The sequence below is a fragment of the Amycolatopsis sp. PS_44_ISF1 genome (assembly GCF_032335455.1).
Taxonomy (GTDB): domain Bacteria; phylum Actinomycetota; class Actinomycetes; order Mycobacteriales; family Pseudonocardiaceae; genus Amycolatopsis.
This window is the reverse complement of sequence record NZ_JANUXO010000001.1, coordinates 2,066,177-2,091,660: the sequence shown is the minus strand read 5'-3', so window position 1 is coordinate 2,091,660 and position 25,484 is coordinate 2,066,177. Positions and strand designations below refer to the sequence as shown.

Genomic DNA, 25,484 nt, shown 5'->3' with positions numbered 1-25,484 from the left:
TTCGGATCATGCGACGTTCCCGTGTGGTGGCCGTGCTCGCGGCCGGTGGTCTCGCCGTGGCCGGCTGCTCCGCGCCCGGACCGGCCGAGGTGACCTTCTACGCCGACGGCCACACGATCCGCGTCGGCCCGATCGGCAACTGCGACGTCACCACCGGCGTCTGCTCGGCCGACCCGGGCGCGGCGGGCACGCTGAAGGTGCGACCGGGCCGGTCGATCCAGGTCTCGGTGCCCAAGGAGGTCGCCGAGACCCCGTGGAAGATCACCGTGCAGTACGTCAACGGCGAGGGCAGGCCGCAGCCGTTGAAGGAGGACATCATCACCTCCCGCGACCGCTACGCGTACACGGCGGCGCCCCCGGCCAAGGACGACCAGATCGTGGTGGTCGAGATCGCGCAGGCCACTGTGATCAGCCGCACCGGCGACCCGAACGACGCGGAGCCGATCACGACCGCACTGTGGTCACTGCAGGTGCGCCCGGCCTGAACCGGGTGCGGGGCTCCGGTGGGGCCCTCTCCTCGTTCACGCCGGTTCTGGCCGATGATCGCTTTCACGACCCAGCAGCACGGCCCCCTCGCCGAGCGAGAGGGCCGTTGCGGATCCGCTGGGCACGACGGCTGTTCAGGGATCGATGTCCCGGGCGACCGCGCGCATGATTTCGCCGATCTGCTTGGTGTACTTGCGATCCGGGTAGCGGTTGCGCCGCAGGTCCGGTTGCACCTTCAGCTCGAGCAGCTTGATCATGTCCTCGATCAGCCCGTGCAGCTCCTCGGCGGGCCGGCGACGCGCCTCCGCGACCGAGGGCGGCGGGTCCAGCAGCCGGACGGAGAGCGCCTGCGGCCCACGACGGCCGTCGGCGACGCCGAACTCGAGCCGCTGCCCGGCCTTGAGCCCCTCGACGCCGTGGGGCAGCGCGGCCTTGCGGATGTAGACGTCGGCCCCGCCGTCCTGCGTGACGAACCCGAACCCCTTCTCCGTGTCGTACCACTTGACCTTGCCGGTCGGCACTTCCCTCACCAGTCCTTCTGCTGTCCTGCTCACGACGAACGCGCCCCGGGCGTACCCAGGGCGCGCGTCCGCCTAGCGTATCTCGCCACATGCTCTGGGGAGAAGCGGATACGGCGGATACGCTCAGCCCCATGGACAGCGTTGCGAAGGAGACCGCCGTGGCTACGACCGGCAAACCGATCCTCATGCGGATCGGCATCGGCCTCTTCGCCCTCGGCATGCTCGCGGTGCTGGCGGTGTTCGTGATGTTCGCCGCCGGCCTGGAGAACCTGCCGGTCTGGCTCAGCGCGGTCGCCGGGGTCGTCACCCCGCTCGGCCTGCTGCTCGGCCTGATCGCCCTGGTCCGCGAAGCCCGCGCGGGCAAGCACGGCTGACCTCCCACGACGCCGCGGCGGCTGATCCACCAGCCGCTTTGGGGTTTCCCCTCACTCGCTGATGCGGCCCTCGGGCCCTCGGGTGCGTTGGCTGCGCCTACGAGTGCTCGCCGAGACGCCTCCACCGGTCGCTTCGGCTTTGTCTTTCTGGCCCCGCCCGGCCCGGTGGGGACGGCCCGGCTGCCCCATCAGTGGGTCGGGGTCGGGGTCGGCCGCCCGGCCCGGCGGTCCTGCCTTGCCGCCCTTCTCCGTCCTACCCGCTGCACCCGGCCGAACTCCTCCGCCCGGCCACCCACCGCCGGCCGCCCTGCTCCACCCCGACCGCCCTGCCGCGCCCGGCCACTCCGCTCCACCCGGCCGCCCTTCCCATCCGGCTTGCTCCACCCCGCCGCACTGCTCTACCCGACCGTCCGGCCCTGCCCGGCCACGCCGCTCCACCCGGCCGCACCCCGGCAAACTCCCACCACCCAGCTCCCCTAGGCCGTGGTTCCCGCGAACGTCCGGGTGAACCAGTCCGGGAACTCCTCCAGCGAGTCGAACACCACCGCCGCCCCTTCCGCGGCCAGCTCTTCGCGGGTGCACGGACCGGTGGCGACCGAAACCGCGATCGCCCCGGCGGCCAGCGCCCCGCGGACGTCGCCGAGGTGGTCGCCGACGTAGGCCTGCGCGCCGTGGGCCAGCAGGGCGTCCGCCTTCCGGGTGGACCACAGCTCGCCCACCAGTTCGTCGACCTCCAGGCCCAGCGCGTCGACGTGCAGCTGGGCGTTGGGCCCGTACTTGCCGGTGACCACCAGCGTGCGCGCACCCGCGGCCCGCACCGCCCGAAGCGCCTGCGCGGCGCCCGGCAGCGCGACGGTGATCGGCACCACCATCTCCGGGTACAGCGCGCGGAACCGGTCGACCAGCCCCGGGATCCGCTCCTCCGGCGCCTCGAAGCCGCGCAGGATGTCGTCGAGCGGCGGGCCGAGGTTGGCGGCGAAGCTCTCGCCGTCCAGCGGCAGACCGGATTCCGCGCCGAGCGCGTTCATCGCCGCGACCATGCCGGGCCGCGGGTCGATCAGTGTCATGTCGAGGTCGAACCCCACCGTGATGCCCACGTCCGCCACGGTAGCGGCCCCCACCGACAGCTTTTCGCACCGCTGTACAGGTGCTCCTTCGCGGTAAAGTTCCTTGACACGGTGACGTTCTGTGTCAAGGTGGAAATGTGACCAGCTTCACCACGCGCACCAAGGCGTCCCTGCGCGAAGCCCTGCTCGACGCGGCCGCGGAGCTGCTGCCCGACCGCGGTCACGCCGCGCTGCGCATGGCCGACGTCGCGGCGCGCGCGGGCGTGAGCAGGCAGACCGTCTACAACGAGTTCGGCACCAAGGCCGCGCTCACCCAGGCCGTCGCCCTGCGCACGACTTCGGAGTTCCTCGACGGCATCCGGCAGCGGTTCGCCGAAGCCGGCGAGCTGCGGGCCGGCATCCGCCTGGCCGTCGTCTACACCATCGAGCACGCCCGGGAAGACCGGCTGGTCGCCGCCGCGCTCGGCACCGAGGCGGCCGAGGACCTGCTGCCCCTGCTGACCACCCGGGGCGAGCCGATCCTCACCGCCGCGACCCAGCTGGTCACCGAGCAGTACCTGGCGCTCGAACCCGCCCTCCCGCCCGAAGCCGCCGCGCTGCTGGCCGAGACGGTCGTGCGGCTTTCGCTCAGCCACCTGGTGCTGCCCACCCATACCGCGGCGGAGGCCGCCGACGCCGTGCTCGCGGTGCTGGCCCCCGCCGTCGACCGGTTCGTCCACAGTTCGTCCACAATGGAGTGACACGAAGGGGCCAGCGATGACCGACACCCTGCCCGAGCTCCGCACGGGGTTCTCCTCGCTGCGCGAGGGCGGGCTCAACTGGGACTCGTTCCCGTTGCGCCTGTTCGCCAAGGGCAACAAGAAGTTCTGGAACCCGGCCGACCTCGACTTCAGCCGGGAGCGCGAGGGCTGGGAGAGCCTGACCGAGCAGCAGCGCCGGTCCACCACCTACCTGGTGGCGCAGTTCATCGCGGGCGAGGAGGCCGTCACCGAGGACATCCAGCCGTTCATGCGGGCGATGTCCTCCACCGGCCGGTTCGGCGACGAGATGTACCTCACGCAGTTCTGCTTCGAGGAGGCCAAGCACGTCGAGGTGTTCCGGCGCTGGATGGACGCCGTGGGCCTGGACTCCGACCTGCACCCCTACGTCGCGCAGAACCCGCACTACCGCAAGCTGTTCTACGAGGAGCTGCCGCAGTCGCTGCGCGCACTCGAGGACGATCCCAGCCCGCTCAACCAGATCCGCGCGAGTGTCACCTACAACCACGTGATCGAGGGCAGCCTGGCGCTCACCGGCTACTACTCGTGGCAGCTCATCTGCACGCAGCACCAGATCCTGCCCGGCATGCAGGAGCTGGTCCGCCGGATCGGCGACGACGAACGGCGGCACATGGCCTGGGGCACGTTCACCTGCCGCCGCCACGTGGCCGCGGACGATTCCCTGTGGGACGCGGTCCAGCAGCGCATGGGCGAGCTGCTGCCGCACGCGCTGGGCATGATCCAGTGGGTGACCGACCAGTTCGAGGAGTCGCCGTTCGAGGACGACCCGCAGGAGCTGATCACCTACGCCGCCGACCGCGCGCAGCGGCGGCTGGGCGCCATCGAGTCGGCCCGCGGCACGCCCGTCGGGCAGATCGACCTGGACTACTCGCCGGAGCACCTGGAGGAGACCTTCGGCGAGGAGGACGAGAAGGCGCTGGCGGAGGCCGCCGCGGCCGCCGCTTCCTGACGGCGGGGGAAGGCCCCGGTCCTCCAGCGGGGCCTTCCCACCGCAGCTCAGGCGTGCTTGGCCGCCGCGGCGGCTTCGAGGCCGAGCAGGGTGACCGACTGCGCGCGCATCTCGACCTTGCGCACCTTGCCGGTCACCGTCATCGGGAACTCGTCCACGACGTGCACGTAACGCGGGATCTTGTACCGCGCGAGCTTGCCGGTGCAGAACTCGCGCACGGCCTCCCCGGTGAGCGCCTCGGCGCCCTCCCGCACGCGGATCCAGGCCATCAGCTCCTCGCCGTACTTCTGGTCCGGGACACCGATCACCTGCGCGTCGAGGATGTCCGGGTGGGTGTAGAGGAATTCCTCGATCTCGCGCGGGTACACGTTCTCGCCGCCGCGGATGACCATGTCCTTGATGCGGCCGGTGATGTTGAGGTAGCCCTCGTCGTCCATCACGGCGAGGTCGCCGGTGTGCATCCAGCGTGCGGAGTCGATGGCCTCGGCCGTCTTGTCCGGCTGCTCCCAGTACCCGAGCATGACCGAGTAGCCGCGGGTGCAGAGCTCCCCGGGCTCGCCGCGGGGCAGGGTCAGCCCGGTCTCCGGATCGACCACTTTGGACTCCAGGTGCGGACCGACGCGGCCGACGGTGGACACGCGGCGCTCCACCGAATCGTCCACCCGGGTCTGCGTGGACACCGGGGAGGTCTCGGTCATGCCGTAGCAGATGGACACCTCGGTCATGCCCATCCGGTCGATCACCTGCTTCATCACCTCGACCGGGCAGGGCGACCCGGCCATGATCCCGGTGCGCAAGGTGGACAGGTCGTGGTCGGCGAAGCCGGGATCGTTCAGCTCGGCGATGAACATCGTCGGCACGCCGTAGAGCGAGGTGCACCGCTCGGCGGCGACCGCTTCGAGCGTGGCCTTCGGCTCGAACGCCGGCGCCGGGATCACCATGCACGCCCCGTGGCTGGTGCAGGCCAGGTTGCCCATCACCATGCCGAAGCAGTGGTAGAAGGGCACCGGGATGCAGACCCGGTCCTGCTCGGTGTAGCCGACCAGCTCGCCGACGAAGTAGCCGTTGTTGAGGATGTTGTGGTGGGACAGGGTGGCGCCCTTGGGAAAGCCGGTGGTGCCGGAGGTGTACTGGATGTTGATCGGGTCGTCGGCCGAGAGCGCCGCTTGCTTCTCGGCCAGCACCGCCGGGTCGCCGCCGCGACCGGCGTCCACCAGCGCGGTCCAGGAGTCGGTGCCGAGCAGCACGACGTGCTCCAGGTCCGGGCAGTTCGGGCGGACCTCGGCGACCATGCCGGCGTAGTCGGAGGTCTTGAACCGCTCGGCGGCGACCAGCATCCGGACGCCCGCCTGCTTGAGCACGTACTCCAGTTCGTGCGAGCGGTAGGCCGGGTTGATGTTGACCAGGACGGCGCCGATCTTGGCGGTGGCGTACTGCAGCAGCGTCCACTCCGCGCGGTTCGGCGACCAGATGCCGACGCGGTCGCCCTTGGTGATGCCGGTGGCGACCAGGCCGTGGGCCAGGGTGTCGACGTCCTCGGCCAGCTCGCGGTAGGTCCAGCGCAGACTGGCCGCGCGGTCCACGAGCGCGTCGCGGTCGCCGAACGCGGCGACGGTGCGGTCGAAGTTGTCGCCGATGGTGTCGCCCAGCAGCGGGACGTCGGAGGTCCCGGAGGCGTAGCTGGGCAGGGCGGGCGCATCGGGCATGGGTGCCTCCGGTGGGGCGGGTCTTCGTCGACGGCCCGAGTCTAGGAAGCCGCGGTCCGCTCGACCAGCGGGCAGGGGCCCCGGTTCCGCTACCCTCGGTCTGCGGGTTCGTCGTCCACGAGGGGATCAGTGCCGTGCCGGAGGAGTTCTCCCTGGGCTGGACCGAGGTCGACGTCGCGGTGCGGCGCACCGGGCTGCCCGCTTCGTGGCACCCCTTCGAGATCCGCAGCGCGGGCTACACCCTCGACGAGCACGAACGCCTGTCGGACGCCGCTTGGGACGCCATGCGCGCCCGCGGCCTGGCCGACGCCGACAAGCTGGACCACGAGGTCGCGGCCACGCTGCGGACCTGGACCCGCCCGGAGGTGCTGGTCATCGTCCGCGCGGCCGAGCTGGCGGGCGGCACGGTGCTGTACCGAGCCTGCGCGGGCGAGGGCCTCGGCGTGTTCTCGGAGGCGCTGCCGGACGGCATCCGCTTCCGGCAGGTCCGCCCGGAGCGCCTGGTGGAGACGGTGCTGAGCATGTTCCCGCCGTACGCCTCCCTGCCCGTGCCCCCGGTGACGATCACCCAGGGCGACGGCGCGGCCCGCCCTGCGGAGCCACCGGACAACTCCGACCGCGACTTCACCGATGACACCCCCACGCGCCGCGACCGCGATGCGCTGGCCCCGTACTCGCGCTGGCCCCTGCACCGCCACGGCACGGTGGAGCTGTCCTTGCGCCACGGCCAAGGCCGGCTCCGCCCCGCCGGCACGACGACCTTCGTCGACACGGACGGAGGGCGGTACCTGACTTTCACGGAAACCCTCCCGGACGGCCACACCCGGCTGCGGTTCACGCCCTCGGACGGCTCACACCTGCGGCGGTGGCTGCTGGACCGGATCGCGGAAGGGTGGCGGTGAGCGGTGCCGGCATTCGGTTTCGGGGCGAATCGCAAGTCCCCGAGCGGCTTCCAGACCCCAAGCAGAGCGGGCGGCGGCCCTACGCGAAGGACCGCACCTGGGTCTGCCCGTAGTGTTGACCCCGTGACCGGACCGATTCGCGGCCTCTCGGCCATCATCCCCACTCTCGCCCTCCTGTGCGTCCTGACGGCCTGCAGCGACCAACTCGGCGGCCAGCCTGCTCCGATCTCGGCCGATCCGAGCAGCTCGTCCGCGACGGGCGGCGACAACCCGTTGGCAGGCATGAATCCGTGCGCGACCCTCGATCGGGCTTTGACCGGGCAGGGCTTCCCCGCCGCGGCTCCCACCGCCGCCGATCCCGAACACAGTTGTGCCACGGACAAGCCCCAGACCGGCGGCTTGACGCTGCAGCTTCAGGATGGCCGGGCGATCAACGAGAACCTGACCGACCCGTCCAAGACCCAGACCGGCCGGGTGCACGACCGGGCCGCGATCCTCGAACCCGGCATCCTCGGCACTGACGGGGGTTGCTCGGTGATCATGGAGGTCAAGCCCAAGTCCCGGGCGATCGTGACCGGCAGCCTGTCCACGGGAACGACCGATCAGGCCTGCACCTTCACCAGGACCGCGGCCGAAGCCGTTGAACCCCTCCTGCCCAAGAACCGCTGACCGGCAGTTCGTCCTTTTGACCGGAACCCCCTGACAGGCCGCCAGGGTCGCTCTAGAGTAGGGACGCAAGCACCCAGTGTGCGCAGAAGGGGCGAGGTGCGTCACGATGAGTACAGGATCCGAGTTCGGCGGCCCTCCGGCCGTCGCCGCATCGGGTGACGCCGGCCAGGACTACCTTTCGAGTCTGCTCGACAACCCCTTGGACACTGCTGGGGCCCAAAAACTCAACGAAGGCGCACAGCAGTTCAAGAAACTGGCCGAAAACGGTAGCTTTGCCGTCAACGAAGCAGGATTTCGCGCATACGAGAAAGTCTGCGACGAATTCCTCGACGGTTACAGCAACATTCGACGAGAGTTGCAAGCCCTGGCAAATGCCGCCCAAATGGGTTCGAGTGATTACGCGAAACATATTGCCAATTTCAACGTCAAGGTCGCGACCGGGGACGATCAAGCCCTCCTTCCCAACCTCGAACTCCTGAAGAACGGATTCGAGCAGGTGAAAGAAGCCCTGGCGATCGCCCGCAAGAACTACGATTCCGCCGAAGACGCGAACCAGCAGTCCCTGACCAAGCTGCACGGAGATCACTAGTCATGGCAGAACCGGCAGAGCACCGCCAGTACGAGGGCGACTACTACGCAGAGACCCAGCACAAGCAAGAAGAAGGTCTCAAGAACTTCGGTAACGAAGACAAAACCGATGTCAGCAAAGGAATCCAAGGGCGCACCGAGCAGGCCGCCGCACAGTACTCGGTCGCCCAGGGCGACCAGCTCCTGCAGGATCAGGCCACCCGCGGCGACGCACCTGCCCCGTCTTCGAACTACGCGGCCCACGACCACCAAGCTCTCTACGACATGGTTCACACCAATCTGGACGCCCGCGACATAGACGCCAAGGGTCGGGTCTCCAACAAGGTGGGCAACTGGCTCGCCGACCTCTCCAACACGACAAAAGAGGCGGCCACTACAAGTGGTGCGGAATGGCAAGGCGCGGGCGCTTCGCAGGCCCACGGCTTCTTCCAGAGCACCGCCACCTACACCGCCCAAACCGCCAGCGCCGCGCAGCTGAGCTCCAACCGTTACTCCCAGCAGGCCGCGGCCGCGGACCACGCGCAGAAGAGCATGCCGAAGCCCTCCGGCTTCGACCAGCAGGCGGAAATCGAAAAAGCGACCGTGCAGTACGCGACGGGTGATCCGGCCGCCGGTGCGCAGACGATGAACGCGCTCGCCGTGAAGCAGCAGCAGGCGCAGGCCGACCACGCTCAGGCGGTTCAGGTCCTGCAGGGGCTCGACAACACCTACCACGGGACAGCCACCACTCAGCCCGCCTTCGCGCCGCCGCCGCCGATCGACGCGCCTGACAGCAGCACCCACATCAGCAGTGCCCAGCCCAGCGGTGGTGTCGGCCCGCACGGGTCCGGGGTCGGGGTGTCCGGGGGTAGCAGCTACAACTCCGCTGGTGGGCAGCCCGGCAGCGCAGTGCCTGGCAGCGGAGTACCCGGTAGCGGGGTGCCCGGCGTGGGCACCGGAGCCGGGTCCTCGTACGCGCCTCCCGGGGCCGGGGCCAGCACCGGGTCCGGCACCGTGGGCGGGCCGATCGGGAGTGGCGGTGGGTTGCGCGGCCCCGGTGGCGGCGGCGGGTTCGGGCGGGTCAGCCCGGACGCGCTGGCGATGGGCGGGCCGGCCGGTGGCGCCGGCGGTGGCGGCGGGGAAACCACCCGCAGCCGGCCGGGGATCGGGACCGGGCGGTCCGGCGGCGGGTTCGCCGGGAGCCGGGTTTCCGGTGGCGGGTACAAGCCCGGCGAGGTCGAGGAGCCCGGCAAGGGCGCCGGCGCGGGTAAGGGCGGCGCCGGCGAGCGGCTCGAACGCGGGGCCACGGCCGCCGCGAACGCGGGCAAGGGCGGTAAGGCGGGCGAGGCCGCGGCGGCGGGGACCGGCGCCGGCAAGAAGAAGGAAGAGGACAAGGAGCACAAGAACAAGATCCCGACCCAGGTCGACCCCGACGAGGTCTTCGAGGTCCGCCCCGAGCGCGGACCGGACGGCGAGAAGATCACCCCACCGGTGATCGGCGGCTGAGATCCGGACCGGCCCAGCCGGCGGGTGAAGGCGGCTGGGGTCGACGAACGCGGCCCGCACCCCCGGCCCGGAAATCAGGGGCCTTCCCCGATGCGCCCGCCCGCAGCCGTCCAGCAAGATCTCCGGTATGAGCGGTGCCGATCCAGACCAGCCTTCCCCCGTACCCGGCCCGAGCCGTCGCCCGGTGCGCTTCCACCTCGTGGACGCCTTCACCGACCGGCCCTTCGCCGGTAACCCAGCCGGGGTCGTGGTCCTCGACGAGCCCGCCGACGCGCGGTGGATGCAGGACGTGGCCGCCGAGATGAAGCACTCCGAGACCGCGTTCGTGGTGACCACCCGAGACCCCAAGCCGCTCCGGTGGTTCACCCCCGCCGCGGAGGTCGACCTCTGCGGGCACGCCACCATCGCCACCACCCACGTGCTCGGCGGGCGTCAGCGTTACGCCACCCGCAGTGGCCTGCTCGCCTGCGAGGCCCGCGAAGACGGCTGGATCGAGCTGGACTTCCCCGCCGACCCGCCCTGCGAAACCGACGACGACCTCCGGCCGGTCCTGCCCGGCACCACCGTCACCTTCACCGGGCGAGGGCGCGAAAACCTGTTCGCCGTGCTCGAAAGCGCCGACGCGGTCCGGCAGGCGCAGCCCGACCTCGAAGCCCTGCGCGCGCTCGGGAAGGGCCGGCTGGTGATCACCGCCGCGAACCAGGCCACCGACTTCGTCAGCCGCTTCTTCGGACCCGGCGTCGGGGTGGACGAGGATCCCGTGACCGGGTCCGCGCACTGCACGCTGGCGCCGTACTGGGCCGGACGGACCGGGCGGACCCGGCTCACCGGCGAGCAGGTCTCCGCGCGGGGCGGGATCGTCGAAACCGAGCTCGACGGCGACCGCGTGCTCCTGCGCGGCCAGGCCGTCACCATCGTGAGCGGGGAGCTGCACGTCTGATGCGCCTGCTGCTGAACATCATCTGGCTCGTGCTCTGCGGCCTCTGGATGGCCATCGGCTACGTGCTCGCGGGCGTCGTCTGCTGCATCCTGATCGTCACCATCCCGTTCGGGATCGCGTCGTTCCGGATCGCGAGCTACGCGCTGTGGCCGTTCGGGCGAACCGTCGTGGACCGGCGTGACGCCGGGGTCGGCTCACTGCTCGGCAACGTCGTCTGGTTCGTCTTCGCCGGTCTGTGGCTCGCCATCGGGCACGTCCTGACCGGCATCGCGCTGTGCGTCACCATCGTCGGCATCCCGCTGGGGCTGGCGAACTTCAAGCTCGTCCCGGTCTCGCTCATGCCGCTGGGCAAGGAGATCGTGGACCTGCCCTAGGGCGTGTCCTCGAAGCTGGTGCGTCGATCTGCTGTGATCTCGGGTTGTGGTGCGTAGACATTGGGCAGGGGCAGGTGATCCGGTCATTGCTGCCGGTGTCAGGCGGCAGATGATCGACGGAATGCTGTTGAAAGCCGAGACCGGGGTTTGCGGCGGGGCCTGCCGGAACGCTGGGTCCGGCCCTGATGACGCGGGTCCGGGTGATCGCCGAGGCCCTCGACGAACTTGACCGCGAAGTCCCGGCCGACTCCGGCTTCGTCCGCGCCATCAGCACGCCGCCGGCGCTCGCCGACCGGCCTTCGACCGTGCCGTCTAACGACGCCGCACCATCATCGAACGGTGCTTCAACCGCCTCACCCAGCTCTGCGCCATCGCCACCCGCTTCGACAAGACCGCTATCTCCTACCGAGACACGACCAATCTGGCCACGCTGCCCCCTTGGCTCCAAGGACCTGCCCCAGCACCGATCCGCACCGGGGCGGACACCCGGCCGCTAGTCCTCCGGCTCGAACGGCAGCTTGACCACCAGGCAGGGGCCGCCGACGAACAGGCCGCCGTCGATGCCGAGGGCCTTGCCGCCGGCGTAGAGGAACGGGCGCTCGATCTGGGCCGGGTGGATGCCCAGCTGGTCGGCGATCACGCTGTGCCCGTGCACGATCCGCTCGCCGCCGAGGGCGTCGAGCAACCGCTGGGCGTTCTCCTCGCCGGCCGGGCCGCGGAAGGCGTACCGCGTGGTCATCCGGCGCCAGACCTCCCACCAGGCTTCGATGTCGCTGCCGGACAGGATCGCGTGCGCGGTCGCGTTGATCGAGTCGATGTCCTCGCCCCAGTCGAGGTACTCGAGGGTGTCGGAGTGCATCAGCAGGTGATCGCCCGCGAGCGTGAGCAGCGGACGCGCGGTCAACCACTCGATGTGCTCCGGGGTCAGCCGGTCCTGGTCGGACAGCAGCCCGCCGTTGATCTCCCAGCTGCGCGCGAAGCTGCGCGGGCCGAAGTCGGACGGCACCTGGCGGTCGCCGAAGTGGTACATGCCCAGCAGCAGGATCTCGTGGTTGCCCAGCAGCATCTGCACCGAGCCACCCGCCTCCGGGGCCTGTTCGTGCAGCTCACGGACGAAGTCGATGACCCCGACGCCGTCCGGGCCGCGGTCGACGAAGTCCCCCAGGAACCACAGCTGGTCCTCCGCGCCGGCCCAGTTGCCCTCGTCGTCGACGAGGCCCTCGGCGCGGAGCGCGTCGGCCAGGGCCTCACGGTGCCCGTGGACGTCGCCCACCACATACACGCTCATCGCTCGACGATATGCCCTGTTCCCGGGCCGCTGCCGGTCAGCCTTCACCGAAGGGGTCGGCGGTTCGCCCGATCAGGTCGGCCACCGAGTCGATCACCCGGGTCGGCCGGTACGGGTAACGCTCGGCCGACTCCCGGGTGGAGATCCCGGTGAGCACCAGGATGGTCTGCAACCCGGCCTCGATGCCCGAGTGCACGTCGGTGTCCATCCGGTCGCCGATCATCAGCGTCGACTCCGAGTGCGCGCCCAGCCGCCGCAGCGCCGAGCGCATCATCAGCGGGTTCGGCTTGCCGACGTAGTACGGCGAGCGCCCGGTGGCCTTCTCGATCAGCGCCGCGACGGAGCCGGTGGCCGGCATCGAGCCGTCCACGCTCGGGCCGGTGGCGTCCGGGTTGGTGGCGATGAACTTGGCGCCGCCCTCGATCAGCCGGATCGCGCGGGTGATCGCGCTGAAGCTGTACGTGCGGGTCTCGCCCAGCACCACGTAGTCCGGCTCGCGGTCGGTCAGCACGTAGCCGACCTCGTGCAGCGCCGTGGTCAGGCCGGCCTCCCCGATCACGAAGGCCGAGCCGCCCGGGCGCTGCGAGTCCAGGAACTTCGCGGTAGCCAGCGCGGAGGTCCAGATCGACTCCTCCGGGATGTCCAGTCCGGTGCGCTCGAGCCGCGCCCGCAGGTCACGCGGGGTGTAGATCGAGTTGTTGGTCAGCACCAGGAACTTGATCCCGTTGTCCCGCAGCTCGGCGAGGAACTCGTCCGCCCCCGGGACGAGGTGCTCCTCGCGGACCAGCACGCCGTCCATGTCGCTCAGGTAGGTCCAGCGGCCTTCGGTCACCGTCGCCCGTCCTCGTTTCTTGATCAGCAGGTCAGAGCAGCCGCACGGTATCACGAGCGGGTGGGAAAACCCGGGGGATCACGGGGTCGCGGCCGGGTGCACGGCCACCGCCGCGGCCTTCACCGACAGCGTCACCGGAGTCCCCGGCTCCAGCGCCAGCTCGGCGACCGCGGCCGGGGTCAGGTCGGCCGAGACGCCCTCGGCCCAGCCCGCGCCGGAGACCCGGACCCGGATGACCGGTCCGTGCGGTTCGAGCACGGCGATCTCGGCCTCGGCGGAGTTGCGCGGGCTCCCCCGGTGCCGCTCACCGGCCGGCAGCACGGCCACGGAGCCGGGGGCGAACACCGCCACGGCCGGCTCGCCCACCACGGCGTCCGCGGCGCGCAGGCCCGCGACGAACTGGCCGGACGCCGTTCGCAGGCCGTCCTCCTCGGCCAGCCCGGCGACCAGGTTCAGCCCGGCGATCCGGGCGGTGAACGGCGTGCGCGGCGCGGCCAGCACCTCGCGGGCCGGGCCGCGCTCGACGATCCGGCCGCCGGCCAGCACCGCGACGTGGTCGGCCAGCGCGAGCGCGTCCAGCGGGTCGTGGGTGACCAGCACCGTGGTCGGTCCCGTGCGCAGCACCCGCCGCAGCAGTCCGCGGATGGCCGGGGCGGCGTCGATGTCCAGCGCCGCGAACGGCTCGTCCAGCAGCAACAGCGAAGGCGAGGAGGCCAGTGCCCGCGCGATCGCCACCCGCTGCTGCTGGCCGCCGGAGAGCCGCCCGGGACGGCGGGAGGCGAACTCCGCCGCGTCCACCTCGGCCAGCCAGTGCTTCGCGATCTCCCGCGACCGCGCGCGCCCGGCCCCGGCCGAACGCGGCGCGAAAGCGACATTGTCCAAAGCGGACAGGTGCGGGAACAGCAGCGCGTCCTGCGAGAGCAGGCCGATGCCCCGGGCGTGCGGCGGCAGGTCGACGCCGTCGCCGGCCAGCACCCGGCCGCCGACCGCGATCTCGGCGGTGCCCGCCGGCACCAGCCCGGCCAGGCCGCCGAGCACGGTCGACTTGCCCGAGCCGTTCGGCCCGAGCAGGGCGAGCACCCCGCCTTCGGGCACGGTGAAGTCGACGTCGAGGTCGAACGATCCGCGGGAGAGCGCGAGCCGGGCCGAGAGCGTCATCGGAGCCCGCCTTCCCACGATCGCGGCCGGGCCACCGCGATGACCAGGACCGCGACCACGATCAGCAGCAGCGCGAGCGCGACGGCGCTGTCGATGTCCACTTCGGCCTGGGTGTAGACCTCCAGCGGCAGCGTCCGCGTGACGCCCTCCAGGCTGCCGGCGAAGGTGATCGTCGCGCCGAACTCCCCCAGCGCCCGCGCGAAGCTGAGCACCACGCCCGAGCCCAGCGCCGGCAGCAGCAGCGGCAGCGTCACGCGGCGGAACACCGTCCACGGACGGGCGCCGAGGGTCGAGGCCACCTGCTCGTAGCGGTCGCCGGAGCCGCGCAGCGCGCCCTCCAGGCCGACCACCAGGAACGGCATGGCCACGAAGGTCTGCGCGATGACCACGGCCGCGGTGGTGAACGGCACCTGCTGCCCGGTCAGCGCGGTGATCACCATGCCGAGAAAACCTTTGCGCCCCAGCAGGTACAGCAGGGCCAGACCACCGACCACCGGGGGCAGCACCAGCGGCAGCAGCACGATCGAGCGCAGCAGCCGGACGCCGGGCACGCGCGAGCGGGCCAGCACCACGGCCAGCGGCACGCCGAGGAGCACGCAGGCCACTGTGGACAGTGCCGCGGTGAGCAGCGAGAGCTTCAGCGCGTTCAGCGAAGAGGAGGTGATCAGCAGCGCGGGGAACCGGGTGACGTCCGAGCGCACCAGCAACCCGATGACGGGCAGTACGACCAGCGCCAGCGCCACGACGGCGGGGAGCCAGAGCACGAGGGGGATCCGCGAGTGCGGCGGCCGCGAGCCGGCCGCCGCACGTCGCCGTCCCCTACTGGGCTGGGCCAAACCCGATCTGGGCCAGCTCGGCCTTGCCCTGCGCGCCGAGCACGAAATCGGAGAACTGCTTGGCCAGCGCGGCCTGCGGGGCGCCCTTCACCACGGCGATCGGGTACTTGTTGATCGCGCCGGAGGCGTCCGAGAAGTCCACCTTGTCGACCTTGCCCGCGGCCGAGGTGGCGTCGGTCACGTAGACCAGGCCGGCGTCGGCGTCCCCCGAGGCCACCTTGGCCAGCACCTGCTTGACGTCCTGCTCCTCGCTGGCCGGCTTCAGCGTGACGCCGGTGTTCTTCTCCACCTTCCCCGTGGCCGAGCCGCACGGCACCTGCTGTGCGCAGACGACCACGGTCAGCCCGCTCTTGGCCAGGTCGGCGAAGGTCTTGATGCCCTTGGGGTTGCCCGGGCCGACGGCGATGGTCAGCTTGTTCGTGGCGAACACGGTGGGCTGGCCGTCGATCACCCCGCCTTGCACGGCCTTGTCCATGTTGGTCTGGTCGGCCGAGGCGAACACGTCGGCCTTCGCGCCGTTGTCGAGCTTCTGCACGAGCGCGGACGAGCCCTCGAAGTCGAACTTCACGGTGACCCCGGGGTGGGCGCTTTCGAACTGCTTGCCGAGCGCGTTGAACGACTCGGTCAGCGACGCCGCCGCGTACACCGTGAGGGTGCCCCCGCCGCTGCCCCCCGGGGCCGGCGCGGAGGCCGAGCCGGGGTTGGGGTCGGTGCTGGCCTGGTCGTTCGAGCTGCACGCGCCGGCGAACAACGCGACCGCCGCCACGGCGATGGCGAGCTTCTTCATCTGTTTCCTTCCGGGGTCTCCACCACGACGGTGGTCGCCTTCACAACGGCGACCGCGAGGACGCCCGGGCGCAGCCCGAGCTCGCGGACGGCTTCCGAACTCATCAATGACACCACGCGGTGCGCGCCGCACTGGAGCTCGACCTGGGCCATGACCTTGTCGGTGATGACCTCTGTGACGAGCCCCACGAACCGGTTGCGGGCGGAGCGCCCGACCGAGGAGGGGTCTTCGAGACCGACGGCCTGCGCGCGGGCGAACCCGGCGAGCTGAGCACCGTCCACGACCTTCCGGCCGGCGGCGTCGTCGGTCGCGGTCAGCTGACCGGCCCGGACCCAGCGCCGGACGGTGTCGTCACTGACGCCGAGGAGCCGAGCGGCCTCGGACAACCGAAATTGCGGCATGGCCGGAAGATTATCTCCGCAGTTGAGGAAAAGCTATGTCAAACGGGAATTGTCGAGGATCTCGTATCGCAACTCCTCGAGTATTGCGTTCTGATAACGCTCGAGAACTTTTCGCTCGCCGGGGGAGAACCGCTCCAGGATCCCCTTCATCTGGTCGAAGGCCGACTCGAAGAGCCCGGCGAACCGGTCCGTGCCCCCGGGAACGACCTCCACGAGCACCCGGCGCCGGTCCTCCCGATCCCGCACCCGGCGCACCAGACCGGCCGCTTCGAGCCGGTCTATGACGCCGGTCACCGCGCCCGTGGACAGTCCGGTCAGCTCGGCGATCCGGCCTGCGGTAAGGGGTCCACCGGACTGTCCGACCAGGTCCAGGGCCTTGTGGTCGCTTCCGGACAGTCCCATCCGCTCGGCGATCCGGGCGTGGCGCAGCACGGTCATCGTGCTCGTCTCGCGGCCGAGCCGGGCGAACCGGGCGAGTTCCCCGTCCGGCACCGGGTAGGTCTTCTCCGCGGTACTCACGAGGGCCTCCACCGACGTAGCCGAGAGGGTACGGCCGCTGAGCGGCTCGCTGCGCCGGGGATTTTAGCGAGCCCGTCGTGCCCTTCCGTCGCAGCCGCGCCCCGGGTCCGCGTCCGCTTCCGGGGTTACCCTGGACGGTAATGACGGCAGTAGATCTCGGGTTTCCTCGCGTCCCCGGTACACGAGGTCCGTCGAACGCGCCCTCCGCCCCCCGCCCGGACCACCCGGGGCTGATCGACACCTTCGGCCGGGTGGCCACCGATCTGCGGGTTTCGCTGACCGACCGGTGCAACCTGCGCTGCACCTACTGCATGCCGGCCGAGGGACTCGACTGGATGCCGGGCGAGCAGGTGCTCACCGACGAAGAGCTGGTGCGGCTGATGCGGATCGCCGTGGAACTGCTCGGGGTCACCGACATCCGGCTGACCGGTGGCGAACCGCTGCTGCGGGCCGGCCTCGAAGACATCGTCGGCCGGGTCAAGGCGCTCCGCCCCCGGCCGCGGATTTCCATGACCACCAACGGGATCGGCCTCGCCAAGCGCGCGGCCGGGCTGGCCGCGGCCGGGCTGGACCGGATCAACGTCTCGCTCGACACCGTCGACCGCGCCCGGTTCGAGCGGATCACCCGGCGCGACCGGCTGCCGCACGTGCTGGCCGGGCTGGCCGCCGCCCGGGACGCCGGGATGGACCCGGTGAAGGTCAACTCCGTGCTGATGCGCGGGCTGAACGAGGGCGAGGCCCGGCCGCTGCTGCGCTTCTGCCTGGCCGAGGGCTACCACCTGCGGTTCATCGAGCAGATGCCGCTGGACGCCCAGCACGGCTGGAACCGCGGCGAGATGATCACCGCGGCGGAGATCCTCGCCGTGCTGGGCGAGGAGTTCGAGCTGTCGCCGTTCCCGGTGGCCCGCGGCGGCGCCCCCGCCGAGCGCTGGCTGGTCGACGGCGGGCCCGGCGACGTCGGCGTGATCGCTTCGGTGACGCGGCCGTTCTGCGCTTCCTGCGAGCGCACCCGGCTGACCGCCGACGGCGCCGTCCGCTCCTGCCTGTTCTCCAACGACGAGACCGACCTGCGGGCCCTCGTGCGCGCGGGCGCGCGCGACGAAGAGGTGGCGGACGCCTGGCGGGCGACGATGTGGGGCAAGCTGGCGGGCCATGAGATCAACGACGCCGGATTCGCGCAGCCGATCCGGCCGATGAGCGCGATCGGCGGCTGAGATGGCACCCCAGTCCCTGGAACCGATGACCCTCCTGGTCCGCTACTTCGCCTCCGCGCGCGCCGCGGCCGGCGTGGAAGAGGAGAAGGTGAAGCTCCCCGAGGGAGCCACCGTCGCGGACGCGGCCCGCGTGCTGCGCGAACTGCACCCGCACCGGCTCCCCCGCATCCTCGACTCGGCGAGCTTCCTGCTGAATGAGGTCGCCGTCCGTGACCAGACTCGCGCGCTGGGTGACGGCTCGCAACTCGACGTGCTCCCGCCGTTCGCCGGCGGCTGAATTCCGTCTGCCGTCGCCGACGGTCTTCCCCCGCCCGCCGTGCGGCTGACCACCCGTGCACCCCGATCCACCGGTGGACCTGCGTGATCACGCTCGAACCCCGTCTGCGCTGCTCAGCGGCTCAGGGGCCGTCGAAACCTCCCGTTCGGGAGTTTCGTCCATACCACGCTCAGCGGTCGGTTCGCTGCTTTGAGTGGCTATTCTCGATAAACACCACCCACCGAAGTGGTTCGCTCACGGCGTATTCAAGCGACTACGCAGAACCACTCCAAGTGCAGTGGCGGACTTTGCCGATGGTGGTTTAGGGTGCCGCGCTCAAAGGCGGTGCGAAAGGCCCGTTCACGCCTTATGGACGTGACCCAAGCCTCACGATCTGCGAAATATCTCGACCAGAAAACGGACAGATAACGGGGCTCTGACCTGCATGAACAAGGGGATCGCAGTCGGTTCCGAGCTGTTACTGTGACGTAGGTCACGTGGCGAATGATTTCCGATCACGCCCGTCGTTACGTACCGTCGCTTTTCGGTTGGCCCCGAACCGACCGAAGCAAGACCGGGAATCCGCAGCGCCTAGCCCTGTCCACCGGATCCCGGACCCATACCCCGAGCGAAAGCATTCCAGGACAGGGACGAGGGGACGAAGACGACGCACCGAGCGTCATCCGCGTCGGCCGCCCGGCAACGGGCGGACGGGCTCCCAACCCGGCCCTCAGCCCACCAGGGCTCGTAGGCGCAGGAAGCCGAGAAGCATTCACATGTCTTACCGAGGCAAGCACCGCAAGATGTCCGCCGCCACCCGCACCATCGCCCGCGTCGCTGTCGCCGGCATCGCGGTCGGCGCGCCCCTGGCTATCGCCGCGACCCCCGCGTCGGCGACCAACTGGGACGCCATCGCGCAGTGCGAGAGCGGCGGCAACTGGAGCACCAGCACCGGCAACGGCTTCAACGGCGGTCTCCAGTTCACCCCGAGCACCTGGAAGGCCTACGGCGGCACCGGCAGCGCTCAGAACGCGTCGCGCGAGCAGCAGATCGCCGTGGCCGAGCGGGTCCTGCAGGGCCAGGGCATCGGCGCCTGGCCGGTGTGCGGCAAGCACGGCGGCAGCGGCTCGACCGCGTCGTCCTCGCACCGCTCCACCCCGAAGACCAGCAAGAAGGCGACCCCGAAGCAGAGCGCGCCGAAGAAGGTCACCCAGGCTCCGGCCTCGGCCCCGGCCCCGGCCGCCAACGTGGCGAACTCGAACCCGAACGGTGACTACACCGTCGCGGCGGGCGACACGCTGTCCAAGATCGCCAAGCAGTTCAACGTCCCGGGTGGCTTCCAGAAGCTGCAGGACCTGAACAAGCAGTTCGTGTCGAACCCCGACTTCATCGTCGTGGGTCAGAAGCTCGCCACCAAGTGATCCAGGCCCGCTGAGGGCACTGCGGCACCTGGCACAGCTTCGACTGTGACACCGAAGGGCCCCACCGCGACTTTCCCCCGGCGGTGGGGCCCTTCGTCGTCTCCGGGTCCGGCGCACGGGCTGAGACCCGCTCAGGCGCATCGAGACCGGTCCGCACTGGTTCCGGGCGGTCTGGACCAGTCCGGCCCGCTCAGCGACGCGCTCAGCGGGCCGGACCGCCGCGCTCAGGGGGAGTTGACCCATTCGTCGCTGCCGTCGGTGAAGTGCTGGTGCTTCCAGATCGGCAGGCGGGCCTTCACCTCGTCGACCAGTTCGGCACAGGCCGCGAAGGCCTGACCACGGTGTTCGGCGGCGACGGCGCAGGCCAGCGCGACGTCCCCGACGGTCAGCGCGCCCACCCGGTGGCTCACCGCCACGGCGCGCACCCCCGTCCAGCGGCCGGACAGCCCGGCCACGACCTCGGCCAGCACCTCGCCCGCGCTCGGGTGGCCCTCGTAGGTCAGGTCGCGCACGCCCTTGCCCCCGTCGTGGTCGCGCACCACGCCGGAGAACGTGACCACGGCTCCGGCCGCGTCGTCCTCCACCAGCCGCGCGTGCTCCTCCACCGACAGCGGCCGGTCGCTGACCTCCGCCCGCCGGACCCGGACCCGGCCCGCCGGCGGGCCCTCGGCCGGGCGCGGGTGGTCGCCGCCGGCCAGCTGGTCGACCGCGTGGGCCAGGATCGGCTCCAGCACGCCGAGGCCGTCCTTGACCCCGCCGCTCGAACCGGGCAGGTTCACCACCAGCGTCCGCCCCGCGACGCCCGCGACCGCCCGGGACAGCACGGCCGTCGGAACCTTCGGCAGTCCCGCGGCGCGGATCGCGTCCGCGACGCCCGGCAGCTCGTGGTCGAGCACCGCGCGGGTGGCCTCCGGGGTCCGGTCGGTGGGCGAGATGCCCGTGCCGCCGGTGGTCAGCACCACCGCGACCCCGTCGGAAACGGCGGCACGCAAGGCTTTTCCGACCGGATCGCCGTCCTCGACGACCACCGGCGCGGGCACCTCGTACCCGCGTTCGGCCAGCCACGCGACGATCACCGGACCGGTCCGGTCCTCGTAGACGCCGTTCGCGGCGCGGTGGGACGCCACGATCACGCGGGCCTCGGTCATGACTGCCGCTCCCAGGTGCCGGTCTTGCCGCCGTCCTTGCGGATCAGCCGGACGTCATCGAGCGTCGCCGCCGGGTCCACCGCCTTGATCATGTCGTGCAGGGTCAGCCCGGCGACCGCCACGGCGGTCAGCGCCTCCATCTCGACGCCGGTGACGTCGGTGGTCCTGGCGGTCGCGGTGATGTGCACGGCGGATTCGTCCAGCTCGAACTCCACCTGCACCCCGGACAGCGCGATCTGGTGGCACAGCGGGATCAGCTCGGGCACCCGCTTGGCCCCCATGATCCCGGCGATCCGCGCGGTCGCCAGCGCGTCGCCCTTGGGCAGGCCGTTGGCCGAAAGCAGGCCGAGCACCTCCGCGGTGGTCCGCACGGTGCCCCCGGCGAGCGCGGTCCGGGCGGTGGCGGTCTTCGCGGAGACGTCGACCATCCGCGCGGTGCCGGCGGAGTCGACGTGGCTGAGTTCACTCACCTCGAGGAGGCTACTGCGCGGGCCGAGCGGGCGGCAGGGTCACCGCCCGAGCGCCCGCCGCGCTGGTGGGCGCGACGACGCCGGTTCCGTGAAAAAAGGGGACCCGCCGAAGCCGAGTCCCCTTTTTTCACGAGCCGAGTTCCTCTTCCACCAAGCGGAAAGTCAGCGGGCCTCGGCCTTGACCGCGGTGCGGACCGCGTCGGCGACGGCCGGGGCGACCGCGGTGTCGAACACGCTCGGGACGATGAACGAGGCGTTCAGCTTGCCGTTGTCGACCACGTCGGCGATCGCGTCGGCGGCGGCCAGGAGCATGGTGTCGTCGATGTTGCGGGCGGCGGCGTCGAGCAGTCCGCGGAAGACGCCCGGGAAGGCCAGCACGTTGTTGATCTGGTTCGGGAAGTCGCTGCGGCCGGTGGCGACCACGGCCGCGTGCTGCTGCGCCTCCAGCGGGTCGATCTCCGGGTCCGGGTTGGCCAGCGCGAAGACCACCGCGTTCTCGGCCATGGTCGCGACCTGCGCGGCGCCGAACAGGTTCGGGGCCGAGACGCCGATGAACACGTCCGCGCCCACGAGCGCCTCGTGCAGGGTGCCCGCCTGCTTCTCCCGGTTGGTGTGGCCGGCGATCCAGGTCAGGTTGTCGTCGAGGTTGCCGCGGTCCGGGTGGACGATGCCGTCGATGTCGGCGGCCACGATGTCGCCCGGGTTCTTGCGCAGCAGCAGCCGGATGATCGCCGAGCCGGCCGCGCCCACCCCGCTGACCACGATCCTGCAGTCCTCGATGCTCTTGCCGACCACCCGCAGCGCGTTGCGCAGCGCGGCGACGACCACGATCGCGGTGCCGTGCTGGTCGTCGTGGAACACCGGGATGTCGAGCTGCTCGCGCAGCCGCGCCTCGATCTCGAAGCAGCGCGGCGCGGCGATGTCCTCGAGGTTGATGCCCGCGTACACCGGGGCGATCGCCTTGACGATCTTGATGATCTCCTCGGTGTCCTGGGTGTCCAGGCACACCGGCCAGGCGTCGACGCCGGCGAACTTCTTGAACAGCGCCGCCTTGCCCTCCATCACCGGCAGCGCGGCGGCCGGGCCGATGTTGCCCAGGCCCAGCACGGCGGAGCCGTCGGTGACCACGGCGACGGTGTTGCGCTTGATGGTCAGCCGGCGCGCGTCCTCGGGGTTCGCCGCGATCGCCTGGCAGACCCGGGCGACCCCCGGGGTGTAGGCGCGGGAGAGGTCGTCACGGTTGCGGAGCGCGACCTTGGGGCTGACCTCGATCTTGCCGCCGAGGTGGATCAGGAAGGTCCGGTCGGAGATCTTGCGGACCTTGACGCCCGGCAGCGCGTCCAGCGTCCGGGTGATGTCCTGCGCGTGGCTCTCGGACAACGCGTTCGCGCTGATGTCGACCACGATGGACTCGGGGTGCGACTCGACCACGTCGAACGCCGTGAGCACCCCGCCCACGCGGCCGACCGCGGTGGTGAGGTCACCGGCGGCCGTGGACGAAGCCGGGGCCTCGACCCGGACGGTGATGGAATACCCGGGACCGGGAACCGGCATGGCACTAACTCCCCGCTGGACAACCTGTTACTGGGACGCCCGGAACCCTAGTCCCGTGACCGCCGACACCCGATCCCCACCGGGTGACCGACCAGTAACTTCAGGCTTTCCGCGCGGGTCCGGCTCCCGGCCCGCGCGGGCTCAGCGGTTGATCTCGGTCTCCGGGTGCACGTACGGCACGGTGTCGAGCGGGAAGGTCAGGTCGCCGAACGGCGACAGCGCACCCTGGCGGTCGGCGGCGAGCTCCGAGACGGGGTGCTCACCGTCCTCCGCCGGCCAGGTGGGGTCGATGCCCTTCTTCTTGCCGTTCTCGGCCTTCGCCACAACACCCTCCACTGGCCGGTCCAACCCGTTCGCCCCCAGTGTGCCCGAACCCCCCGGGTGGCCGCGCACCCGCCCGGGGCCGCCCGACCCGGCGGCGCCCGCGACCGCGCCCGGTATCCTGGTCCTCTATGCCCGCGACCTCACTGGCGGACTGGCTGCGTGCGGAATCCGACGACGCACTGGCCGAGCTCCTACGCACGCGTCGCGACCTGTCGACCCCGCCGCCGTCCGACAGCACCGTGCTGGCCACCCGCGCCGGCACGCCGGGCTCCGTGGCGCGCGCCTGCGAAGACCTCGACACGCGCACCCTCGCGGTGCTCGACGCGCTGCTGGTGGCCGGGGCCGACACCGCGCCCGCGCCGTCGTCCGAGGTCGGCGCCCTGATCGGCGTGGACCTCACCGACGAGCTGGCGCGGCTGCGCGCCCGGGCCCTGGTCTGGGGCGCGGACGACGGGCTGCGGGTACCCCCGGCCGCGCGTGACGCGCTGGGGCCGTTCCCGGCCGGTCTGGGCGCGCCGTCCCGCGCCCTGGCCGCCACGGACGTCGCCGCGCGGCTGGCCGAGGTGGGCGAAGACGAGCGGGCGGTGCTGGCCAAGCTGGCCGCGGGCCCGCCGATCGGGCGCACCCGTGACGCGAGCTTCGACGTGGCGCTCGACGAAGCCGCCACCCCGGTGCAGAAGCTGCTGGCCCGCGGCCTGTTGCTGCGCCGTGACAACCAGACCGTGGAGCTGCCGCGCGAGCTGGGGCTCGTGCTGAGGGGCGGCCTCGCGTTCGACCCGGCGACGCTGGCCGAGCCCGGCCTGCCCGTCCATCCACACCGGACGGACACTGTGGACGAGACCGCGGCCGGCGAGGCGATGGAGTTCCTGCGCCAGACCGAGGCGCTGCTGCGCTCCTGGTCGGCCGCGCCCGCCCCGGTGCTGAAGGCCGGTGGTCTCGGCGTGCGGGAGCTGCGGAAGCTGGCCAAGGACCTCGAGGTCGACGAGCCGCGCGCGATGCTGGTGGCCGAGCTGGCGGTCGGTGCCGGGCTGGTCGCCGACAGCGAGACGACGGCCCCGGAATGGGTGCCGACCACCCTCACCGACTCCTGGCTCGCGTCCCCGACCGTGCAGCGCTGGATGACCCTGGCCCAGTCCTGGCTCGAACTGCCGCGCCTGCCCGGTCTGGCCGGCGGCCGGGACGCGAAGGACAAGCCGATCGCGCCGCTGTCCGAGGAGCTACGGCGCCCGCTGGCCCCGGTGGGCCGGCGGCGGGTGCTGACGGCGCTCGCGCAGCTACCGCCCGGCTCCGGGGTGAAGAGCGTGGACGAGCTGGTGGCCGTGCTCGCGTGGCGCGCGCCTCGGCGGGGCGGTCGGCTGCGGGACGAGACCGTGCGCTGGACGATGGCGGAGGCGACCGCGCTCGGCCTGGTCGGACTGGGCGGGCTGACCACGGCGACCCGGCTGCTGCTGGAGGACGACCGCTCGGGCGCGGTCGAGGCGATGCACGACGCACTGCCGGCGCCGGTGGCCCACGTGCTGGTCCAGGCGGACCTGACCGTGGTCGCGCCCGGCCCGCTGGAGCCCGAGCTGGCCGCGGACATGGCGGCGGTGGCCGACGTCGAATCGGCCGGGCACGCCACGGTCTACCGCGTCACCGAGGCCTCGGTGCGCCGCGCGCTCGACATCGGCCGCACGGCGGACGAGCTGCACGCGATGTTCCGCGCGAAGTCCGCGACCCCCGTTCCGCAGGGCCTGACCTACCTGATCGACGACGTCGCCCGCCGCCACGGGCGGCTCCGCGGCGGCGCGGCGGCCTCGTTCCTGCGCTGCGACGACGAGGCGCTGCTCGCCGAGGTGCTCGCCCACCCGGTCGCGGCCGAGTACGACCTGCGGATGATCGCCTCGACCGTGCTGATCAGCTCCGCCCCGCTGGGCGAGGTGCTGGAAGGCTTGCGGGCAGCGGGTTTCGCCCCGGCGGCGGAAGGCCCGGACGGGCGCGTGGTCGACATCCGGCCGAGCGGGCGCCGGCTGCCCGGGCGGGCCCGCACCACCCGGGCCCGCCCGGGTGAGCAAGCGGTGCTGTCGCCGGAGCAGGCGTCGCGGATCATTTCGAACCTGCGCGCGGGCGACGCGGCTTCGGCCCGGCGACGCGGCTCCACCGTGAGCGCACCGACCGGCGGGGGCGCGGACACCTCGGCGACGCTGGAACTGTTGTCCCGCGCCACTTTGGAACGCCGCGAGGTGTGGATCGGCTTCGTGGACTCACGGGGCACGGCCAGCCAGCGCGTGGTGCGCCCGGTCCGCGTCGGCGGCGGGGTGCTGGAGGGCACGGACCACGAGCGGTATCCGTTGCACCGCATCACTTCCGTGGCTCTGGTCGAGGACTGACCACTCGGCCGGGGGTGCCCCGGGGGGGGGGGGGGGGGGAACCGCGCCCGTCCGGATGGCCGGGACG

At 71.6% G+C, this 25,484-nt stretch carries 28 protein-coding genes; 14 read left to right on the top strand and 14 right to left on the bottom strand.

The window, feature by feature from the left end; all coding sequences use genetic code 11:
• Positions 1-8: 8 nt before the first annotated feature.
• Positions 9-485: a DUF2771 family protein gene (locus tag NYF13_RS09555; RefSeq protein WP_315655703.1), complete on the top strand. Its 477-nt coding sequence runs from the start codon at positions 9-11 to the stop codon at positions 483-485.
• A gap of 135 nt (positions 486-620) precedes the next feature.
• Here the strand turns inward: NYF13_RS09555 and NYF13_RS09550 are convergent, their stop codons facing one another.
• Complete coding sequence (locus NYF13_RS09550; RefSeq protein WP_315657278.1) at positions 621-1,007, bottom strand: cold-shock protein; 387 nt, start codon at positions 1,005-1,007, stop codon at positions 621-623.
• A 131-nt stretch (positions 1,008-1,138) separates the two neighbouring features.
• Here NYF13_RS09550 and NYF13_RS09545 point away from each other — a divergent pair, with 131 nt between their 5' ends.
• The gene (locus tag NYF13_RS09545; RefSeq protein WP_315655700.1) at positions 1,139-1,381 is read left to right on the top strand and encodes a hypothetical protein; all 243 of its coding nucleotides are present in this window, start codon (positions 1,139-1,141) and stop codon (positions 1,379-1,381) included.
• A 476-nt stretch (positions 1,382-1,857) separates the two neighbouring features.
• Here the strand turns inward: NYF13_RS09545 and NYF13_RS09540 are convergent, their stop codons facing one another.
• Positions 1,858-2,478, bottom strand: coding sequence for an HAD family hydrolase (locus tag NYF13_RS09540; protein ID WP_315655699.1), 621 nt, complete (start codon positions 2,476-2,478; stop codon positions 1,858-1,860).
• A gap of 107 nt (positions 2,479-2,585) precedes the next feature.
• On the opposite strand from NYF13_RS09540, the gene NYF13_RS09535 reads away from it, so the two are divergent.
• Positions 2,586-3,188: a TetR family transcriptional regulator gene (locus NYF13_RS09535; RefSeq protein ID WP_315655697.1), complete on the top strand. Its 603-nt coding sequence runs from the start codon at positions 2,586-2,588 to the stop codon at positions 3,186-3,188.
• A gap of 16 nt (positions 3,189-3,204) precedes the next feature.
• Complete coding sequence (locus NYF13_RS09530) at positions 3,205-4,176, top strand: R2-like ligand-binding oxidase (protein WP_315655695.1); 972 nt, start codon at positions 3,205-3,207, stop codon at positions 4,174-4,176.
• A gap of 47 nt (positions 4,177-4,223) precedes the next feature.
• On the opposite strand, the gene NYF13_RS09525 is transcribed toward NYF13_RS09530, so the two are convergent.
• Positions 4,224-5,882 carry an AMP-binding protein gene (locus tag NYF13_RS09525; RefSeq protein WP_315655694.1) on the bottom strand — a complete coding sequence of 553 codons (1,659 nt, stop codon included), beginning with the start codon at positions 5,880-5,882 and terminating at the stop codon, positions 4,224-4,226.
• 134 nt (positions 5,883-6,016) lie between these two features.
• Here NYF13_RS09525 and NYF13_RS09520 point away from each other — a divergent pair, with 134 nt between their 5' ends.
• The 6 genes from NYF13_RS09520 (at position 6,017) to NYF13_RS09495 (ending at position 10,840) form a co-directional block, all read left to right on the top strand.
• Entirely contained in the window at positions 6,017-6,784 is a 768-nt protein-coding gene (locus tag NYF13_RS09520; protein WP_315655693.1) for an ESX secretion-associated protein EspG, read from the top strand.
• Positions 6,785-6,907: 123 nt separating this feature from the next.
• Entirely contained in the window at positions 6,908-7,453 is a 546-nt protein-coding gene (locus NYF13_RS09515) for a hypothetical protein (protein ID WP_315655692.1), read from the top strand.
• Between the two features lie 106 nt (positions 7,454-7,559).
• A complete protein-coding gene (locus NYF13_RS09510) occupies positions 7,560-8,042 on the top strand; it encodes a hypothetical protein (protein ID WP_315655691.1) in 483 nt (160 codons plus the stop codon).
• Between the two features lie 2 nt (positions 8,043-8,044).
• Positions 8,045-9,526: a hypothetical protein gene (locus NYF13_RS09505; RefSeq protein WP_315655689.1), complete on the top strand. Its 1,482-nt coding sequence runs from the start codon at positions 8,045-8,047 to the stop codon at positions 9,524-9,526.
• Between the two features lie 184 nt (positions 9,527-9,710).
• Entirely contained in the window at positions 9,711-10,466 is a 756-nt protein-coding gene (locus tag NYF13_RS09500) for a PhzF family phenazine biosynthesis protein (RefSeq protein ID WP_315655688.1), read from the top strand.
• Positions 10,466-10,840, top strand: coding sequence for a YccF domain-containing protein (locus tag NYF13_RS09495; RefSeq protein WP_315655687.1), 375 nt, complete (start codon positions 10,466-10,468; stop codon positions 10,838-10,840). The genes NYF13_RS09500 and NYF13_RS09495 overlap by 1 nt, the downstream gene beginning before the upstream one ends.
• A gap of 493 nt (positions 10,841-11,333) precedes the next feature.
• On the opposite strand, the gene NYF13_RS09490 is transcribed toward NYF13_RS09495, so the two are convergent.
• From NYF13_RS09490 to NYF13_RS09460, 7 genes are all read right to left on the bottom strand, one after another.
• A complete protein-coding gene (locus tag NYF13_RS09490; protein WP_315655686.1) occupies positions 11,334-12,128 on the bottom strand; it encodes a metallophosphoesterase family protein in 795 nt (264 codons plus the stop codon).
• A 37-nt stretch (positions 12,129-12,165) separates the two neighbouring features.
• Positions 12,166-12,960 (bottom strand): HAD-IIA family hydrolase, encoded by a 795-nt coding sequence (locus tag NYF13_RS09485; protein ID WP_315655685.1) that lies wholly within the window; start codon positions 12,958-12,960, stop codon positions 12,166-12,168.
• 78 nt (positions 12,961-13,038) lie between these two features.
• Positions 13,039-14,118 (bottom strand): ABC transporter ATP-binding protein, encoded by a 1,080-nt coding sequence (locus tag NYF13_RS09480; protein ID WP_315655684.1) that lies wholly within the window; start codon positions 14,116-14,118, stop codon positions 13,039-13,041.
• On the bottom strand, positions 14,115-14,882 hold the full coding sequence (locus NYF13_RS09475; RefSeq protein WP_315655683.1) for an ABC transporter permease: 768 nt from the start codon (positions 14,880-14,882) through the stop codon (positions 14,115-14,117). Before NYF13_RS09475 ends, NYF13_RS09480 begins: the two co-directional genes overlap by 4 nt.
• A gap of 55 nt (positions 14,883-14,937) precedes the next feature.
• Positions 14,938-15,741 carry a molybdate ABC transporter substrate-binding protein gene (modA, locus tag NYF13_RS09470; RefSeq protein ID WP_315655681.1) on the bottom strand — a complete coding sequence of 268 codons (804 nt, stop codon included), beginning with the start codon at positions 15,739-15,741 and terminating at the stop codon, positions 14,938-14,940.
• Positions 15,738-16,142 (bottom strand): helix-turn-helix transcriptional regulator, encoded by a 405-nt coding sequence (locus NYF13_RS09465; RefSeq protein ID WP_315655680.1) that lies wholly within the window; start codon positions 16,140-16,142, stop codon positions 15,738-15,740. The genes modA and NYF13_RS09465 overlap by 4 nt, the downstream gene beginning before the upstream one ends.
• Before the next feature lie 33 nt (positions 16,143-16,175).
• The gene (locus tag NYF13_RS09460; RefSeq protein WP_396287267.1) at positions 16,176-16,634 is read right to left on the bottom strand and encodes a MarR family winged helix-turn-helix transcriptional regulator; all 459 of its coding nucleotides are present in this window, start codon (positions 16,632-16,634) and stop codon (positions 16,176-16,178) included.
• Positions 16,635-16,801: 167 nt separating this feature from the next.
• Between NYF13_RS09460 and moaA the strand changes: the two genes are divergently transcribed.
• The 3 genes from moaA to NYF13_RS09445 all read left to right on the top strand — a co-directional run bounded on the left by moaA (position 16,802) and on the right by NYF13_RS09445 (position 19,552).
• Positions 16,802-17,875 (top strand): GTP 3',8-cyclase MoaA, encoded by a 1,074-nt coding sequence (moaA, locus tag NYF13_RS09455; protein WP_315655678.1) that lies wholly within the window; start codon positions 16,802-16,804, stop codon positions 17,873-17,875.
• A 25-nt stretch (positions 17,876-17,900) separates the two neighbouring features.
• Positions 17,901-18,152, top strand: a complete 252-nt coding sequence (locus NYF13_RS09450; RefSeq protein WP_315655676.1) for a MoaD/ThiS family protein — start codon at positions 17,901-17,903, stop codon at positions 18,150-18,152.
• 755 nt (positions 18,153-18,907) lie between these two features.
• Positions 18,908-19,552, top strand: coding sequence for a transglycosylase family protein (locus NYF13_RS09445; protein ID WP_315655675.1), 645 nt, complete (start codon positions 18,908-18,910; stop codon positions 19,550-19,552).
• Between the two features lie 224 nt (positions 19,553-19,776).
• Here NYF13_RS09445 and NYF13_RS09440 read toward each other — a convergent pair whose 3' ends face one another.
• The 4 genes from NYF13_RS09440 to NYF13_RS09425 form a co-directional block, all read right to left on the bottom strand.
• Positions 19,777-20,700 carry a molybdenum cofactor biosynthesis protein MoaE gene (locus tag NYF13_RS09440; protein WP_315655674.1) on the bottom strand — a complete coding sequence of 308 codons (924 nt, stop codon included), beginning with the start codon at positions 20,698-20,700 and terminating at the stop codon, positions 19,777-19,779.
• On the bottom strand, positions 20,697-21,170 hold the full coding sequence (moaC, locus tag NYF13_RS09435; protein WP_315655673.1) for a cyclic pyranopterin monophosphate synthase MoaC: 474 nt from the start codon (positions 21,168-21,170) through the stop codon (positions 20,697-20,699). Before moaC ends, NYF13_RS09440 begins: the two co-directional genes overlap by 4 nt.
• A gap of 162 nt (positions 21,171-21,332) precedes the next feature.
• Positions 21,333-22,724 carry an NAD-dependent malic enzyme gene (locus tag NYF13_RS09430; protein WP_315655672.1) on the bottom strand — a complete coding sequence of 464 codons (1,392 nt, stop codon included), beginning with the start codon at positions 22,722-22,724 and terminating at the stop codon, positions 21,333-21,335.
• Between the two features lie 141 nt (positions 22,725-22,865).
• The gene (locus NYF13_RS09425) at positions 22,866-23,048 is read right to left on the bottom strand and encodes a hypothetical protein (RefSeq protein WP_315655670.1); all 183 of its coding nucleotides are present in this window, start codon (positions 23,046-23,048) and stop codon (positions 22,866-22,868) included.
• 128 nt (positions 23,049-23,176) lie between these two features.
• Between NYF13_RS09425 and NYF13_RS09420 the strand changes: the two genes are divergently transcribed.
• Positions 23,177-25,417 (top strand): helicase-associated domain-containing protein, encoded by a 2,241-nt coding sequence (locus NYF13_RS09420; RefSeq protein WP_315655668.1) that lies wholly within the window; start codon positions 23,177-23,179, stop codon positions 25,415-25,417.
• Positions 25,418-25,484: the final 67 nt, after the last annotated feature.

What these genes read in the sequence shown, in the direction of transcription:
- moaA (WP_315655678.1), top strand. Translation starts at nt 16,802, where the DNA reads ATGACGGCAGTAGATCTCGGGTTTCCTCGCGTCCCCGGTACACGAGGT.
- NYF13_RS09510 (WP_315655691.1), top strand. Translation starts at nt 7,560, where the DNA reads ATGAGTACAGGATCCGAGTTCGGCGGCCCTCCGGCCGTCGCCGCATCG.
- NYF13_RS09525 (WP_315655694.1), bottom strand. Translation starts at nt 5,882, where the DNA reads ATGCCCGATGCGCCCGCCCTGCCCAGCTACGCCTCCGGGACCTCCGAC.
- NYF13_RS09545 (WP_315655700.1), top strand. Translation starts at nt 1,139, where the DNA reads ATGGACAGCGTTGCGAAGGAGACCGCCGTGGCTACGACCGGCAAACCG.
- NYF13_RS09445 (WP_315655675.1), top strand. Translation starts at nt 18,908, where the DNA reads ATGTCTTACCGAGGCAAGCACCGCAAGATGTCCGCCGCCACCCGCACC.
- NYF13_RS09465 (WP_315655680.1), bottom strand. Translation starts at nt 16,142, where the DNA reads ATGCCGCAATTTCGGTTGTCCGAGGCCGCTCGGCTCCTCGGCGTCAGT.
- NYF13_RS09530 (WP_315655695.1), top strand. Translation starts at nt 3,205, where the DNA reads ATGACCGACACCCTGCCCGAGCTCCGCACGGGGTTCTCCTCGCTGCGC.
- NYF13_RS09430 (WP_315655672.1), bottom strand. Translation starts at nt 22,724, where the DNA reads ATGCCGGTTCCCGGTCCCGGGTATTCCATCACCGTCCGGGTCGAGGCC.
- NYF13_RS09495 (WP_315655687.1), top strand. Translation starts at nt 10,466, where the DNA reads ATGCGCCTGCTGCTGAACATCATCTGGCTCGTGCTCTGCGGCCTCTGG.
- NYF13_RS09420 (WP_315655668.1), top strand. Translation starts at nt 23,177, where the DNA reads ATGCCCGCGACCTCACTGGCGGACTGGCTGCGTGCGGAATCCGACGAC.
- NYF13_RS09440 (WP_315655674.1), bottom strand. Translation starts at nt 20,700, where the DNA reads ATGACCGAGGCCCGCGTGATCGTGGCGTCCCACCGCGCCGCGAACGGC.
- modA (WP_315655681.1), bottom strand. Translation starts at nt 15,741, where the DNA reads ATGAAGAAGCTCGCCATCGCCGTGGCGGCGGTCGCGTTGTTCGCCGGC.
- NYF13_RS09450 (WP_315655676.1), top strand. Translation starts at nt 17,901, where the DNA reads ATGACCCTCCTGGTCCGCTACTTCGCCTCCGCGCGCGCCGCGGCCGGC.
- NYF13_RS09505 (WP_315655689.1), top strand. Translation starts at nt 8,045, where the DNA reads ATGGCAGAACCGGCAGAGCACCGCCAGTACGAGGGCGACTACTACGCA.
- NYF13_RS09555 (WP_315655703.1), top strand. Translation starts at nt 9, where the DNA reads ATGCGACGTTCCCGTGTGGTGGCCGTGCTCGCGGCCGGTGGTCTCGCC.
- NYF13_RS09480 (WP_315655684.1), bottom strand. Translation starts at nt 14,118, where the DNA reads ATGACGCTCTCGGCCCGGCTCGCGCTCTCCCGCGGATCGTTCGACCTC.
- NYF13_RS09490 (WP_315655686.1), bottom strand. Translation starts at nt 12,128, where the DNA reads ATGAGCGTGTATGTGGTGGGCGACGTCCACGGGCACCGTGAGGCCCTG.